This is a genomic window from Rubritalea tangerina (assembly GCF_042683245.1).
GTDB lineage: Bacteria > Verrucomicrobiota > Verrucomicrobiia > Verrucomicrobiales > Akkermansiaceae > Rubritalea > Rubritalea tangerina.
Window position 1 is genome coordinate 153,764 of record NZ_JBHUJB010000083.1, and the last position, 14,677, is coordinate 168,440.

Here is a 14,677-nt window from a genome sequence, read left to right on the forward strand (position 1 = left end):
AGAGACAATTGGATGACCGAGGGAGTAGGTGCTCAGCGGCTGAGTTTCAAGGGTTTTCTGGGAAGAGGCTTGGTTCTGAGACGCAGGCTGGTGGGCGTTTTTGGGGAGGTGGAGGCCTGAGTGCTGAGCTTTATACCATCTCTCGACTCGGAATAGAGGAATGGAGTGTGGTTGAGTCTTGTGAAGTTTGCGCTTCGCGATTTTAGAGTAAATCGGATTACCTTACCGAATGTCATCGTTGTCATTCAGTTGTCCCGCGGGTGCGGGAGGCCTTCACTCCGCCCTGCTATTCTGCAAGCTCATTCCGACCATTCGTCCATTCCGTTTCGCTCAATGGTATTAGGTCTCAGGCAGCTCACTCGTGTGGGATTATTCGACGACGAGTGCGTTGAGTGAGATACCCATGGTGTCGTCTGATTTTGCTTTAGAGGCAATGAGTTTCAGGGTGATAAATTTGTTACCTTTGACTTGTTCAGCGGTGAGTTTGTGGAGGGTTCCGAAGGAGGTATCTTGGCTTTCGCTTTGGTAGTAGAGTTCGGGCAGGATGTGGTCACCCTTATCGTCGAGGATATCGAGGTGGGCATCGCAGTTCCAGGTGGTGAAGTGGAGTTTGATTTTACAGCCATTGGCGGGTGGGGTGACTTGGATTTCCCAACCGTCGCCAGCATCACGGGTTTGGCCGAAGAGTGTGGGGCGGAACTTAGATTTTTTACCGCTGAAGAAGAGGAGGTTTCCGACTTCTTGTTGTTTCGCAGTGGTATCACCGATGGGGGTGACGGATTCGATGAGTTCTGCTTTAGGGTGGCTTAATTTGTCAAAGTGGCTGAGAGGAGCGGAGAAGACGACCCAGTCTTTTTTGCCCTTATTGTTGACGTCACAGCCGATGCGCGAGTGGCCCTCGGCGACAGCATTGCTGTAGAAGCTGGTCATGTTGGCGCGCTCGATCGCCGATTCTAGGCCTTCATTGATGGGGCGTTCGTCCGGGTTTTCCTCATAGAATTCCTCTACGTCGGATTGCTGAGGGAGCATCATAGCGAGGCAGACACCGGCAACTAGGAGGAGTGGTAGAGCGATGGCGAGGATGAGTTTCTTTTTACTTTTTGAGGGCTTTGTAGGTTCAGCCTCAGTCTCAGGTGTCGGAGGTGTGGCCTGAGGTGGGGGGGGAGATTGAGCTGGTGCAGCGGTCTGAGAAGGTGGCGGAGGGGTTGGGGAAGTGTTAGGTGTGGGGGTGGCCTGAGCGGTGACTGGCTGGGTGACAGCAGCCTGGGGTTGCTTAGGAGTTGGGTGCTTCTCCATGGTGGTGGGAGCCTTGACCTGAGGGGGGACCTGGGTCTGAGGGGAGGCTTTACGCAAAAGCGGTGGGGCTGCCGGAGTGGAGGGCTTGACAAGTCCTGCGTTTTGCTCAGGAGCTGGGGGTTTAGAGGGGGCAGCTTGTGGGCTGAGTTTAGGCAGGGCCCTGAGAGCGTCAGCGGCGGTGGCAGGGCGCTTCTCAGGATCGAGCTGGGTCATGAGCTGAACCCATTCGATGGTGGCTTGGCTGATATCGTCGCGGTAATCGGTGATGGGGGGGATGGTACCGGCTTGGTGGAGCTGTTTGGCTTCATCGAGGCTTTTTCCCGCAAATGGGTGGCCGCCGAGGAGGGTGAGGTAGATCAACTGGCCCAGCATGTAGCAGTCAGAGGCGACAGTCGAGACAGCTCCGTCAAAGAGCTCTGGTGCGAGAAGGGCAGGGTCCGCCATCATGGCATAACTGGAATCCGCACCTTGGATGAGTGGGGCAAGACGCGAGAGGCCGAGGTCCATGAGCATGTAGCGGTGGCCACCACGGGCGCGTTCGGTCAGCAGGACAGAGCCTGCGGTGAGTGCACCGTGGATAAATCCCGCAGCGTGGGCGGAAGCGAGGCCGTCGAGGAGTTGGCCTGCGAGGTCAAGGGCGTCGTATTCGCTGAGTTGTTCTTTCCCGATGGAATCGGAGAGGCGTTTTCCTTCGAGCAATTGGGTGATGAGAAAGGCGCCATCTTCGTCGACACCCGCGTCATAGACGGTGAGAAGATTTGGGTGGGTGAGGTTGCTGAGGTTATGGGCGATGGTGAGAAATTCTTCTTTCCACTCGTCAGCTGAAGTATCTCCGCCAGCAGAATAAAAGCGTCTGACGGCCACCTTGCGATTGAGCTGGGTGTCCTCGGCTCCGTAGACCCCGCCGGTGCGGCCTTTCCCGAGCAAAGTTGTAATTTCGTATCTTTCTTCGTCCATGAACTCTAAGCTAAACAACAGCTGTAGGACTGATATAGATTAGGGGCTTGAAAGCAATCATTGAGTTGCGAAAGTTCCTCAGTTTTGAATATTTCGGTCAAGTACTAGATGTTTTTTTCAATCCATGGAAGGGCTTCGGCGAGTGCGCGAGCGCGGTGGCTGAGTGAATTTTTGGTTTCGCTAGGGAGCTGAGCAAATGTGGCTTCGTGTCCTTCGGGGATGAAGAGTGGGTCATACCCGAATCCTGCGTTACCGGTGAGTTGGTCGATGATACGGCCTTCGACGGCGCCGGAGAAGTGGGCCATGCGCTGGCCATTTTTGGCGAGGACGATGACACAGCGGAAGCGGGCGCTGCGTGGGGTGTCTGCTGGGAGTTGGCCCAGCTCGTTGAGGAGTTTGGCATTGTTGGCAGCATCATTGCCTTCTTCACCAGCATAGCGGGCGGAGTAGACGCCGGGCTCGCCATTGAGGGCATCGACTTCGAGCCCGGAATCATCTGAGAGAACCCAGGCATCGGTGCGTTTGCTAATTTCGACGGCCTTGAGGGTGGCATTTTCGAGGAAGGTGGTGCCGGTTTCGTCGACTTTGGGGAAATTTTTTCCATTGAGGTCGGAAACGCTGAATTGGGAGCCGAGGATGGCGCCGATCTCTTCAGTTTTATGGGAATTTCCGGTGGCGATGAGAATAGGTGTGGCTGAGCTCATGATGGATTTTTTTTGCATTATTTTTATCTTATGGGAATAAAATTACGCGTCTGTACCGCTAACGTTCATGATGAGACTGAAAAAGACATTTCTAACTGCTGTGCTCACCTTTGCTGCTTCCGCTCTCAGCCTTGTGGCTGGTGAGGGCTGGATGACTAATATTGATGAGGCGAAGAAGCTCAGTAAGGAGAAGAATAAGCCTGTTTTTGTCGAGTTCACCGGATCTGACTGGTGTCCACCCTGTATGATGATGGAGAAGAACGTGTTCTCTAAGGGCGCTTTCAAGACAGGTGCAGAGAAAGATTTTATCCTTGTTAAGATTGATATTCCCAATGGTGACAAGGCATTGCGTAAGAAGAACGAAAAAGTGTTAGAGAAATATAAAGTCTCTGGTGTTCCCACCGTAGTCTTGTTAGATCCTAAGGGGAAAGAATTCTCACGCTTTTCGGCATCGCGCTACAACACGGTAGACAAGATGTTAGGTCAGCTAAAGAAGCAGTTACGCATCAAGGATATGTTTTAGAAAATTTCATTGTGTAGTAAACGTGGTTGAGAAGGGTGTGCATGGCAACGTGCACGCCCTTCTTATGTTAGAGCAAATCGCACTTCAGAAGAGACAAATGATGATTTTTGGGGGGATGCTTTGCGCTGGCAGGGGGTTAGCGGAATTGCTTGTATTCTGGATTGGTTTGGGCGTTTTTGAAGATTGGTTTATTTTTCCAGAGGTCGAAGGTGGCTTTGAGTTGTTTGGGGTCTTCAGGTGATTGTCCTTTATCGCCGGAGGAGTTGATCCATTGGTTGAGGGCGTCGCGGTGTTGGGTGAGGGTGGTTTGGTATTGTGGGTTGGATGCGAGGTTGTGCATTTGGTGTGGGTCTTTAGCGATATCGTAGAGTTCTTCGGACGGACGTGTGCCGAACCACAGCTCGGAGAGGTTTTTGGAGAGTTTGCCTGAGGCGTGAAGGTTTTTGAGGTCTTTCACAGTGGGTGCATTATCGCGGTATTGGGCCTGGAGGAGTGGGCGTTCCGGGAAGTAGTTGCGGATGTAGCGGAATTTGTCGGAGCGTACGGAGCGGATGCGATCGATGGTGTAATCGCAGCGGTCGCGCGCTGAGATAATCCATTTTTTGGGTGCATAATTAGGGTCTAGGAGGTTAGAGCCATCGAGGTATTTGGGGAGGGGAATGCCTGCGAGTGCGAGGGAGGTGGCGGGGATGTCGAGGCCTGAGATACATTCTGAGCGAGTGGTTCCTGGGCGGATACTTGGGTGGTTGCCAAGGATGATGAGTGGGACATGGAGTCCATCTTCGTAGCAAAATTGTTTTCCGCGCAGCGATTGGTTATTTCCGTGGTCAGAGAAGAAGAAGACGATGGTATTGTCTAGTTCGCCGTCTGATTTGAGTTGTTGGAGGATTTGTTCGACTTGGTGGTCGGCACCTCTGGCGGCGTTATGGTGGAGGGTCCAGGCGCTGCGGTGAGCTTTGGTGTTAGGGAAGTAGGGGGGGAGTGGAACGGCTTCTGCTGCGAGCTTATCACCTTTGCGGACGTGTTTATGGCCCGCTTTACCGCCCCAGAGCATGATTTGTCCAAACCAGGGTTGTTTTTTATCGGGGCGAGCATTCCAAGTGTCCTTGGTGATGGATGTGGAATGGCGGGCGAAGTTGCCCTGCCAGCCATTCATTCCGACTTCGTAGTTTTCTTTGGTACCGACCGAGTAGAGGGCGCGACGGTCGTAGTGGAAGTTGTAATCGTCTTTACCGCTATTGAAGGTGAAGTATCCAGCGTCACGGAAATGTTCAGGGATGGTTTTCATGCCCTTTGGCAAATGGATACGCAGGGGAGGAGGGACGACTCCGGGGGCGTGGCGTGACGAGCGATGTTGGTGGGTACCTGTGGTGGTTTGGAAGACGCCGGTGATGATGGCTGAGCGTGCGGCTGAGCAGACTGGGGCGGGCATGAAGGTGCGGGTAAAGAGCACGCCGTTTTTGGCCATTTGATCTACGGTGGGGGTATGTCCACGATTGACTGAATTCCCGTAGCAGCCGAAGTAGGGTGAGAGGTCTTCTGAGAAAATCCACAAGATGTTAGGTCGTTGGGCAGCATGTGCCCATGTCAGTGAGATTAAGAATACTAAGGATGTGAGTGTGCGTTTCATGGTATGTGTCAGTTGGTCTAAAAAAAGTCCAGACAGGTGGATTTCATAGCGTGAGTAGACTGAAGATACGTTACCCTAGCTATAGGAGATATCAGCAATGATGTATGCGTTGGGAAATAGAAAGCATTACAAAGAAATGAGAAAATTTACGACATTAAGTCTGTTCTGGGTTTGGGCCTTAGTTGCAGAGGCTGTGGAGGTAGAGGTGAAGACAGCGACACTACCGGTATTGAATGATGGAGAGCTGAGCACGGTAATGGATTTTGGACTCGCGTGTGAGGCGCCGCGCATCTTGACGGGCATTGTCGTGGATACTGATGGGACGACGGCTTTGAGTGAGGTGGAAGAGATTCAGGTGGTGATGCGCCGAAGCGCTGGAGACCTCATGTTAGGCAGTAGTAGAGCGTTAGATAAAATTGTAATCATGCAGGGGGAAGCGGAGCTCCCGAAAGGAAACCATACATGTAGTTTAGTGGTGCGAATGAAGAAGGGAGCGGATCTTGACCATCGTGTGGGATTGCAGCTAAAGGAATTGGTTTTTAAAGATGGAGCTCGTGTGCGAGTGGATGGAGTAGAGGGATGGGAGCCATCTCGGCTCGCATATCCGATTCACAAGCGAGGTCAATTTGAGTGTCACACATTTCGGATTCCGGCGATTGCGCGTGCGAACGACGGGGCATTGTTAGCGGTGTATGACATGCGCTACAATTCGCGTCGCGATTTACAGGAGCACATGGACATAGGTTTGTCGCGTTCGGTGGATGGGGGGCAGAGTTGGTCTAGGCCCGAGCCGATCATGGATATGGGGGAGTACGGTGGAAAGCCGGAGAAGGAAAATGGATGTTCTGACCCAGGTATTTTGGTGGATCAGAGGACGGGTGAGGTGATTGTGACGGCCTGTTGGACACATGGTAAGCCGAGGACGCATCAATGGGTTGGGAATGGTTCTGAACCTGGTCATTCGATTGATAAGTCCACGCAGTTTATGGCGGTACGCTCGAGTGATCATGGGAAGAGTTGGTCAGCGCCTGAGAATTGGACGCAGGCATTGAAGGATCCGTCGTGGTATCTATTTGCACCAGCACCTGGCAATGGGATTACCTTAGCCGATGGGACATTGGTGATGCCGACGCAAGGGAGGGATGCGAATGGTTTGCCGTTTTCTAATATCACGTGGAGTAAAGACCGAGGGAAGACTTGGACGGTTTCTTCGTTTGCACGCAGTAACACGACCGAGTGTGCGGTCGCGGAATTGTCCGATGGCACGCTCATGCTCAACATGCGTGATAATAGGAATCGCAAGGATAAGGGAGAGACGAATGGTCGTGCTGTGGCTGTGACTCAAGATTTAGGAAAGCAATGGGAGGTGCATGGTTCCGACCATGGTGCGTTACCAGAGCCTGTGTGTATGGCGTCCTTGATCAGTTTCAAAGGAGAGGAGGGTAAGCATGGTTTGTTATTTTCTAACCCTCATGACAAGCATGGTCGTCGCAAGATGACCATTCAGATGAGCATGGATGATGGGAAGAGCTGGCCGAAACCACAGCATATTTTATTAGATTCAAAAGGTGGAGCGTATTCTTCTTTGGTCATGATTGATGAGAAGACTGTGGGAATTCTCTATGAGTCTTCAGCTGCGGACATGGTCTTCCAGAGGGTTCCTTTGAGTGATTTTGGTAAGTAAAGCGAGAAGAGGTGGTGGTGGAGCTGAGCAACCACCACCGGTCTGGGTGTGGTGGTTGGGTAGGTGTGAGTGATAGATTCGGTCTAGCAGTATTTCTTAATTCGAGTGCAATAGCTTCGATACTGTGTTAGAAGAGAAGTGGCTTATGAAACACGCTCATCTGATCATTTCACGAATCCTTCTAGTATGCATTAGTGCACTCTTACTAACCAACATGGTGATGGGTGAGGTGAGGCATCCTAATCACGGAATTGGTGAACCGACAGAGGTGAAGGTGCGTTATGTGGTATTGGACATCGATGGTGTGGACAGTGCGGTACAGAATTTTACGATGAACTTATTCTTTCGGGCTGAATGGAAAGACCCGCGGGAGGCGCACAATGAAGATGGCTCGATCACGAAGAGCTTGAGTGAGATTTGGCATCCTAACATCCAGATCACGAACCGGCAGAAGATATTCAAGACCTTGGATCCGAGAGCGGTGATTTCGCAGGATGGTACGGTGAATGTGACTCAGCGAGTATGGGGGAATTTTTCGCAGATCTTTGACCTTAAGGATTTCCCATTTGATTCACAGAAGTTTGAGGTGACTTTGGTTTCAGTCGGGCACAGTCCAGAGGAAGTGAAGTTTGTTTTAGACAAGGCCAAGGACAAGAAATCTGGGATATCACCGAAATTTTCCTTACCGGACTGGGAGATATTAGGGCATGAGGCATGGGGGTTTAGTGAATCGATTTTTGATGGGATGCAGCCGGCGTCGATGTTTCGGATTTCGTTGGAGGCGAAGCGGTACAATGAATATTACCTGCTCAAGGTGATTTTACCTTTATTTTTGATAGTGGCGATGTCGTGGATTGTATTTTGGATTGATCCTGAGCAGGCGGGTACACAGATCGGTGTGGCGACGACCTCGATGCTGACATTGATTGCCTATCGATTTTCGATTGATAGTTTGGTACCAGCGGTGCCTTACCTCACAAGGATGGATGCATTTATTCTGAGCTCCACCTTGTTAGTGTTTGCGACACTCGGCGAGGCGGTTTTGACATCAGTGCTGACCAAGCATGGGCGGCCTGAATTGGCGGTTCGTATGGACCGTTGGTGTCGGGTGATTGTGCCTATAGGCTTTTTGACATTAGCGGTACAGGTCTTCTTAGGTCAGTAGCTAGGCCGTGTGGACAGATTGCTTCACTGCCCGTTTTTAGATAGGGTGATATGGAGTCAGTTGCCTTGCGGCAAAGGGATTTGGGAGGCTGAGGCATCTTTTGTATCTGGCTTCGTTGTCTTCCAATGCGAGGATGTTTATCCACGCCATGAAATCCGCCTTGCCAGATGCAAAATCCACTCTTAGCGGGCGGCAAACCATTTTGTCCACACCACCCTAGAAGCTGTATTTAAAACCAAGGAAGGGGCCGGATGTTTCGGTGTCGTAGACGAAGCCATTTTTGGAATAGTCGATGGCTTGGTGGCGGTAGCCACCGAGGGCGGCCCAGCGTTCATTGAAGTTGTATCCGAGGACGGCGAGGATTTGCCAAGTTTGGTCGGATGAGACACCGAAGCCACCGTATTCACCGGTGAGGTTTCCGTACCAACATTCTGTGAAGGCATGGTTGATTTTGAGGCCGATAGCGGGGTCGACCCAACCTTCTGAGGCTTTTGCTTGGTTACCCATGGGTCCGGAGAGTCGGTTATCGAGGTAGTTGTACATGACGGCACCGTAGGCAGTGAGGCTGGTGGATCCGTTATTATAAAATTCATAGCCAGCACCGAGTTCAATGCGGACTTGTTCGACGTCGAGTTTGAAGCTTCCTAGTTGAGGGACAGTGGCACTGGAGCCGAGGTTGATGTATTGGAAGTCGGCGAAGGATTTAAACTTTCCTTTATTTGCCTCGACGGCCATGAAGGCGGCGAAGTCGAGGTTATTCCAGATGTCGCCAAATGAGGCATCTACACTAGCAGGAGGGAGAGAGGGGACTCCGACGGTACCGTCGATACCGGCAAGCCAGAGGTAGGGGGCAACGCTAAACTCCCAACAATTTTCATGAGATACTGGGGTGGAGACTGGAATTGGTTCGCCAGCGAAGATTGAGGTGGTGGTCGCTAGAGTGAGGGAGCTGAGTAGAAGTGTGTGTTTCATCGTAGAAGAAATGGTGGTTTATTAAATTGGGAGTCAATCATCGATAGCATAAATCTGTTAGTGGGTGTAGTTAAATTTATTGGGTAGTGGGATAGATCTGGCTTGTTCTTTGAGGCATCCTGCGTTTCCTATAGAGAAGGATGAAAAGTGCTGTTATGAAGTCATTAATCTTGGGAGCGATCTTTATTGTTGGGGGGGCGAGTGTGGTAGCGCAGGAGGAGAAAAAGGAGGAAGCGAAGGTTGAGCAATCGGCATCGGGAAAGAAGGAGGCAAATCCTGAGTTAGAGATAGAGCTGGATGCTACAGAGCCGGCAGAGATTGCGGGAGATAAGGATGTGGTGCCGAAGGCTGAGGTGGTAGCGGAGCCGAATGTGAAGATTCCATTGGTTCAGCTTTCCGCGCAGATGCGATCGATGCGCAAGGAGGGCTTGGAGAAGTTGCTGGAGCTTTGGTTGAAGAGGTTAGAGTTACAGATTGAGAACACGGCGGTTTATACCTATCGCATTGATGCGGGGGAATTGAGTGAGAGTGACCGCCAGCATTTTATTGATTTGGAGAAGAAGTCTCACGAGGTTGAGTTAGAGATAGCGAAGCGTGCTAGAGTGGTGATGAGGGCACTGGAGGTGAAGGGAGGTGATGTGACGGAAGCGAGAGCATATTTAAAAGCGGCGACTGACATCACGAGTGATTTAGATTCCTCGAGTCGGGTGCAGTATGTTTTCACTTTGATAGGGAATTGGTTGAAGGATGCGGATGGGGGGATTGCGTTTGGCAAGGCATTGCTGGGGGCCTTTTTTATATTATTGAGTTTTTGGTTTGTTGGGAAGTTGGTGAAACATCTCACGAAGCGTGCTTTTTCAAAGCATGACAAGGGGTCGAGGATCATGAGAGACTTTGTACTTCGATCGATCACGACGGTGGTGATGGTGATTGGTTTGATGGTGGCGTTATCGTCGATAGGGATTGAGGTGGGACCGATGATAGCCGCACTGGGGGCGGGTGGATTCATCATTGGTTTTGCGCTACAGGAGACTTTAGGCAACTTTGCGAGTGGGATGATGATCATGATTTATCAGCCCTTTGATGAAGGGGACTATGTTGAGATATCAGGAGTGGCTGGCAGGGTGGAGAAGATGAGTTTGGTTTCCACGACCATGCTGACTATGGATAACAAGGAGTTGATCATTCCCAACAAGAAGGCATGGGGGGATACGATTACCAATTACAGTGGGAGGCGGGTACGTCGTGTGGATTTGGTTTTTGGAATTGGATATTCTGACGACATTGATCACGCGCTTGAAATTTTACGTGAGGTGGGCAAGGCGCATGGCATGGTTTTGGCCGAGCCTCAGCTAACAGCAGGCGTGCACAGCTTGGGCGATTCCTCGGTAAATCTGTTTTTGCGGCCGTGGGCGCGTTCGGTCGATTATTGGGATGTGTATTGGGATTTGACGAAGCAGGTGAAGCAGAAATTTGACCAAGAAGGTATCAGTATTCCATTCCCGCAGAGGGATGTGCACATCATTCAATCTGCGGTTGAGAATGCTTGAATCGTTAAATTGTAGTAAAAAGTCGTCAATTTGATCGATTTTTATATTTTTTAGCTAAGATTCGGCAAAGTTGTGGAATAAGTCTAGTGACATGCACGGCTGGGGAGCTGTGCGTTTCATCATCATATTAGTTGCAGACTCGTCTAGTCTGTTGGACACCTCGCCTTTGATTGTTTTGGCGAGGTGTCCTTTTTTATGGTTCTGATACCCAATTGCACCGTCATTTGACTCTTTTGAGTAACGAAGTGGTATAATGTGTTGATAGAGAATGCCCAGTTGTGTTATCTGTTAGTTTCCTCAATATTTTTATAATGTGATTGGGGTTTAATGAAAACTGAGAGACACAATGATGAAAAGACAATGGATCGTGGCTGCTACTTCAATAGTATGGGTGATGGCAGCTCAAGAAATGCAAGCCGACAAGGGTGGCAAGGGAGGTGGTAAAGGAGGGAAGGCGAAGGTCGAGAAGAAGGCGACACCCACTGGAAAAGTGGATAAAAAGCCTAAGGTGGATCACAAGAAGTCAATCGACAAAGATATTGGCAAGAAGCATGTGAAACACGATGACTGGAAGTTTGGCGACAAGGACAAAAATGACCTTAGGGACTTTTACAAGAAGTATGACGGAAAGAATGGTGGTTTGCCACCAGGGCTTGCGAAGAAGGTTGCAAATGGGAAGCCATTGCCACCTGGATGGCGTGATAAGGTGAAACCTGGTTGGGTGTTAGATGATGATTGGTGGGGGCGTTTAAACCCACTTTCCTCAGCTGATTTACCAGCAGGTTTTAAGCTAGCGGATGATGTGGGCGCCTATTTACTGGGGGACCAGATATTGCGGGTGGACAAGAAGACCCGAAAGATGATCGATGCGGTGGACATACCGACTATCAAGATAGACTAGTTTGAGAATTTTGACGCGGCTCGGAAGTGGGCCGCGTTTTTTTTTGGGGGGGGGCTATAGAGGAAGATGGCTTTATACCATCTCTCGACTCGGAATAGACGAATGGAGTGTGGTTGAGTCTTGTGAAGTTTGCGCTTCGCGATTTTATACCAACTCACAACATTTTCTGGTAGTATTTATGATTGTTAGGTTACGGATTGGGCTACGCCATCGTTTAGGAGTTTCGGCTGCTTTTGCCTTTTCTCTGCGTCATTCGTCAGTCATGGTGCACGCACCACTTCTTTCTCATTCCTTGAGAAACGGCAAAATCAGCTCGAAAATACTACCAGAAACTTTTACTCATTGGTATTAGAGTAAATCGGATTATCTTACAGAATGTCATCGTTGTCATTCAGTTGTCCCGCGCGTGCGGGAGGCCTTCACTCCGCCTTGATATTCTGCAAGCTCATTCCGACCATTCGTCCATTCCGTTTCGCTCAATGGTATTATTCATCCTCGTAGTAGGTGTAGCCATTGAGGCCTGTTTTGTAGGCCTGCATGATTGATTTGCGTTGGGAGGCGCTGATGGTTCCTTTACGCACGGCGCGTTCAGCAAAGCTTCGGAATCGTTTTTCGAGTTCGCGCGGGTCGTATTCGACGTAAGACAGGACATCAGCGACGCTGTCGCCTTCTACTTCGTGGGTATAGGTGAGTTCACCATCTTCGAGTCCAACGGAGACGACGTGTGGGTCACCGAGGAGGTTATGGAGGTCACCGAGGGTTTCTTGGTAGGCCCCAACGAGGAAGGCGGCGATGTTGTATTCTTCACCGGGAAGTTTTTCGTGGACTTGGAGGAAGGTAGATATGGTATCGCGGTGGATGAAGCGGTCGACTTTGCCATCACAGTCGCAGGTGATATCTGCGAGGATGGCGCGTTGGGTGGGTTCGGTATCCAGTCGATGGATGGGCATGATGGGGAAGAGTTGCTGGATGGCCCAGGAGTCGGGGAGGGACTGGAAGACGGAGAAGTTGGCGTAATAGAAGTCGATTAAATTCGACTCAAGGGTTTGGAGATCATCGGGGACGTGGTCGAGTTTTTGGGTTTGTTCGGCAATTTGGGTACAGAGGTGCCAGTAGATTTTTTCAGCGAGTGAGCGTTCGCGTAGGTTGATGACGCCATGGCGGAAGAGGTCGCGGACTTGGTCGCGGTAGAAGAGGGCGTCATTGAAGCACACTTGGAGGTTGTTGGGTTGGATACGATTGCGGATATCCCAGAGGTTGTGCACCATTTCATGGCATTCGGGGGAGGGTGGTTCTGGGCAGTCGGGGTGGGAGAAGCGGGTGACGTCGAGGATATTAAAGACGAGTACTGAGTAATGTGCGACGACAGCTCGGCCAGATTCGGTGACGAGTGTGGGGTGAGGGAGCTGGGCGGCATCGCAATGGTGTTGGACGACTTCGATGAGGTTTGAGGCGTACTCGGTGAGGCTATAGTTACAAGAGGAAGCGGCATTGGAATGGGTGCCGTCGTAATCGACGGCGAGGCCACCTCCCATATCGAGGATTTCCATGGGAGCGCCTTCTTGAGCGAGGTTGACGAAGACGCGCACGGCTTCGGTGGCTGCCTCGCGAATCGCGCGGATATTGGGGAGTTGGGAACCTTGGTGGTAGTGGAACAACTTGAGGCAGTCGAGGAAGCCAGCGTCCTTGAGAAGGTCGACGGCGTCGATGAGTTGGGAGGAATTGAGGCCAAAGACGGAGCGGTCGCCGCCAGACTCAGCCCAATGACCTTCAGATTTGGTGGAAAGTCTGAAGCGGATACCGAGTTCTGGGCGAATACCGAGTGTGTTTGAGCGCTCGATGATGGCTGGGAGTTCTCCGGGCATTTCAAGCACGAGGATGACGCGCAGGCCCATTTGGGTGGCACGCAGGGCGAGGTCGATGAACTCGGTGTCTTTGTAGCCATTGCAAATGAGGAAGGCATTCGGGTCATGCATGTAGGCGAGAGCAGCGATGAGCTCAGGTTTTGAGCCTGCCTCTAGACCATAGTGGTATTTTTTTCCGAAGTCGGTGATTTCCTCGATGACTTGTTGCTGTTGGTTGACCTTGATGGGGTAGACACCCTGGTAGTTGCCGCGGTATTTGGTGGCTTTGATGGCACTGAGGAAGGATTCGTTGAGGTGTTCAATGCGTCGGTCGAGGAGGTCGCGAAAGCGTAGGAGTTGTGGCATGGCTGAGCCTCTTTCGCGTAGGCCATCGATGATTTTTTGCAGCGATACGGAGACGGATTTTTCGCCATCACGCAGGAGGACGGCAGCTTCGCCATCGGAGTTGATATCGAAGTATCCGTTACCCCAGCGTTGGATGCCATAGAGTTCGCGAGCGTCATCGATTGACCATGTGTTCATAGTGCTCGGATCTGTAGAAAAGTGGTGTGGAAAATCCAGATAATTTTGTGGGGAGTGGGCACAAAAAAACCGAAGAGCGATGAAGCTCTTCGGTTTTGATTAAGTAACTAGAGGTGGCGATTAGTTGCCGTTGGCTGGGATCACAGTAGTACCAGCAGGGAGGCCTTCTTGGAAGATGTCCACATTAGAACCACCACGTTTTTCAAGGATTGCACCTTGCTTAGATGTACCGTCTTCGTTAAGCGGAGCGCCTGTGTAGTCGATGCGGAGCGCTTCTACAGAGGAGTCGAGTTTGGCAACGATTGCGAAGCCGTCCCACACGCCTGTGTCGAATGTTCCAATATCTGTGGAAGCATCGAAGAGCAATGGAAGGTTGGTACGTGAAGAGGTGGAGAGGCCTGAAACGTAGCCCCAGGCATTTTCCCCTGGGTCGACTTCACCGTTGAGGTCAGGCTTCGCAGCAGCTGTGGTACCGATGGAGTTGTTTGCAGTGTTCCAGAAGATCTCTTCGTTATCGATCTTACCAGCATTGATGAGCATGGTGAAGCAGCCTTCAGCTGTTGAACCGTTTTCGCCTGAGCGAGCGGTGCTTTCGTTCGGGAAGAGACCGTCGTTATCGTTGGCATAACTCTGCATTGCAGTATAGATGTTACGCGCTGCGGTGATAGCGTTGTTCTTTTCCGCTGCCTTCATCTGCTTGATGATCGGGCCGTATGATACGGCTGCGAGACCCGCGATGATGGCGATCACCACGAGGAGTTCCACGAGGGAGAAACCCTTACGTAGATGGTGTTTGTGCTTAATTTTCATAATTTCGTGTTTTTTTGGTTTTTTGGCGGCCAGAGATACCAATATCTCGGCCCGTTATGGAGTGCGCCGGTATGGTGCCCGAAGGCTGCGCGGGTATG

11 protein-coding genes are annotated in these 14,677 nt (G+C 51.1%); 5 read left to right on the top strand and 6 right to left on the bottom strand.

The features are described from left to right. Window positions 1-369: 369 nt before the first annotated feature. Complete coding sequence (locus ACFSW8_RS16945) at window positions 370-2,253, bottom strand: serine/threonine protein kinase (RefSeq protein WP_377087840.1); 1,884 nt, start codon at window positions 2,251-2,253, stop codon at window positions 370-372. A 104-nt stretch (window positions 2,254-2,357) separates the two neighbouring features. Next, entirely contained in the window at window positions 2,358-2,957 is a 600-nt protein-coding gene (gene rdgB / locus ACFSW8_RS16950; protein ID WP_377087838.1) for an RdgB/HAM1 family non-canonical purine NTP pyrophosphatase, read from the bottom strand. A gap of 67 nt (window positions 2,958-3,024) precedes the next feature. Between rdgB and ACFSW8_RS16955 the strand changes: the two genes are divergently transcribed. After that, window positions 3,025-3,480, top strand: a complete 456-nt coding sequence (locus ACFSW8_RS16955) for a thioredoxin family protein (protein ID WP_377087836.1) — start codon at window positions 3,025-3,027, stop codon at window positions 3,478-3,480. Between the two features lie 136 nt (window positions 3,481-3,616). Here the strand turns inward: ACFSW8_RS16955 and ACFSW8_RS16960 are convergent, their stop codons facing one another. Continuing rightward, the gene (locus ACFSW8_RS16960) at window positions 3,617-5,110 is read right to left on the bottom strand and encodes a sulfatase family protein (RefSeq protein ID WP_377087834.1); all 1,494 of its coding nucleotides are present in this window, start codon (window positions 5,108-5,110) and stop codon (window positions 3,617-3,619) included. A gap of 136 nt (window positions 5,111-5,246) precedes the next feature. Between ACFSW8_RS16960 and ACFSW8_RS16965 the strand changes: the two genes are divergently transcribed. Together ACFSW8_RS16965 and ACFSW8_RS16970 are read left to right on the top strand one after the other, a co-directional pair. Beyond that, window positions 5,247-6,794 carry an exo-alpha-sialidase gene (locus ACFSW8_RS16965; RefSeq protein WP_377178834.1) on the top strand — a complete coding sequence of 516 codons (1,548 nt, stop codon included), beginning with the start codon at window positions 5,247-5,249 and terminating at the stop codon, window positions 6,792-6,794. Between the two features lie 214 nt (window positions 6,795-7,008). Continuing rightward, the gene (locus ACFSW8_RS16970) at window positions 7,009-7,959 is read left to right on the top strand and encodes a ligand-gated ion channel (RefSeq protein WP_377178836.1); all 951 of its coding nucleotides are present in this window, start codon (window positions 7,009-7,011) and stop codon (window positions 7,957-7,959) included. Between the two features lie 216 nt (window positions 7,960-8,175). On the opposite strand, the gene ACFSW8_RS16975 is transcribed toward ACFSW8_RS16970, so the two are convergent. Continuing rightward, complete coding sequence (locus ACFSW8_RS16975) at window positions 8,176-8,931, bottom strand: hypothetical protein (protein WP_377087828.1); 756 nt, start codon at window positions 8,929-8,931, stop codon at window positions 8,176-8,178. Window positions 8,932-9,086: 155 nt separating this feature from the next. On the opposite strand from ACFSW8_RS16975, the gene ACFSW8_RS16980 reads away from it, so the two are divergent. Together ACFSW8_RS16980 and ACFSW8_RS16985 are read left to right on the top strand one after the other, a co-directional pair. Then, complete coding sequence (locus ACFSW8_RS16980) at window positions 9,087-10,481, top strand: mechanosensitive ion channel family protein (RefSeq protein WP_377087826.1); 1,395 nt, start codon at window positions 9,087-9,089, stop codon at window positions 10,479-10,481. A 346-nt stretch (window positions 10,482-10,827) separates the two neighbouring features. Continuing rightward, a complete protein-coding gene (locus ACFSW8_RS16985; RefSeq protein WP_377087824.1) occupies window positions 10,828-11,382 on the top strand; it encodes a hypothetical protein in 555 nt (184 codons plus the stop codon). A gap of 485 nt (window positions 11,383-11,867) precedes the next feature. On the opposite strand, the gene speA is transcribed toward ACFSW8_RS16985, so the two are convergent. Together speA and ACFSW8_RS16995 are read right to left on the bottom strand one after the other, a co-directional pair. Beyond that, on the bottom strand, window positions 11,868-13,769 hold the full coding sequence (gene speA, locus ACFSW8_RS16990) for a biosynthetic arginine decarboxylase (RefSeq protein ID WP_377087819.1): 1,902 nt from the start codon (window positions 13,767-13,769) through the stop codon (window positions 11,868-11,870). Between the two features lie 120 nt (window positions 13,770-13,889). Continuing rightward, on the bottom strand, window positions 13,890-14,579 hold the full coding sequence (locus ACFSW8_RS16995; RefSeq protein ID WP_377087818.1) for a type II secretion system protein: 690 nt from the start codon (window positions 14,577-14,579) through the stop codon (window positions 13,890-13,892). Window positions 14,580-14,677: the final 98 nt, after the last annotated feature.

Excerpts from the sequence above, each read along its gene's own strand:
- ACFSW8_RS16945 (WP_377087840.1), bottom strand. The coding sequence starts at position 2,253 with ATGGACGAAGAAAGATACGAAATTACAACTTTGCTCGGGAAAGGCCGC.
- rdgB (WP_377087838.1), bottom strand. The coding sequence starts at position 2,957 with ATGAGCTCAGCCACACCTATTCTCATCGCCACCGGAAATTCCCATAAA.
- ACFSW8_RS16955 (WP_377087836.1), top strand. The coding sequence starts at position 3,025 with ATGATGAGACTGAAAAAGACATTTCTAACTGCTGTGCTCACCTTTGCT.
- ACFSW8_RS16960 (WP_377087834.1), bottom strand. The coding sequence starts at position 5,110 with ATGAAACGCACACTCACATCCTTAGTATTCTTAATCTCACTGACATGG.
- ACFSW8_RS16965 (WP_377178834.1), top strand. The coding sequence starts at position 5,247 with ATGAGAAAATTTACGACATTAAGTCTGTTCTGGGTTTGGGCCTTAGTT.
- ACFSW8_RS16970 (WP_377178836.1), top strand. The coding sequence starts at position 7,009 with ATGGTGATGGGTGAGGTGAGGCATCCTAATCACGGAATTGGTGAACCG.
- ACFSW8_RS16975 (WP_377087828.1), bottom strand. The coding sequence starts at position 8,931 with ATGAAACACACACTTCTACTCAGCTCCCTCACTCTAGCGACCACCACC.
- ACFSW8_RS16980 (WP_377087826.1), top strand. The coding sequence starts at position 9,087 with ATGAAGTCATTAATCTTGGGAGCGATCTTTATTGTTGGGGGGGCGAGT.
- ACFSW8_RS16985 (WP_377087824.1), top strand. The coding sequence starts at position 10,828 with ATGATGAAAAGACAATGGATCGTGGCTGCTACTTCAATAGTATGGGTG.
- speA (WP_377087819.1), bottom strand. The coding sequence starts at position 13,769 with ATGAACACATGGTCAATCGATGACGCTCGCGAACTCTATGGCATCCAA.
- ACFSW8_RS16995 (WP_377087818.1), bottom strand. The coding sequence starts at position 14,579 with ATGAAAATTAAGCACAAACACCATCTACGTAAGGGTTTCTCCCTCGTG.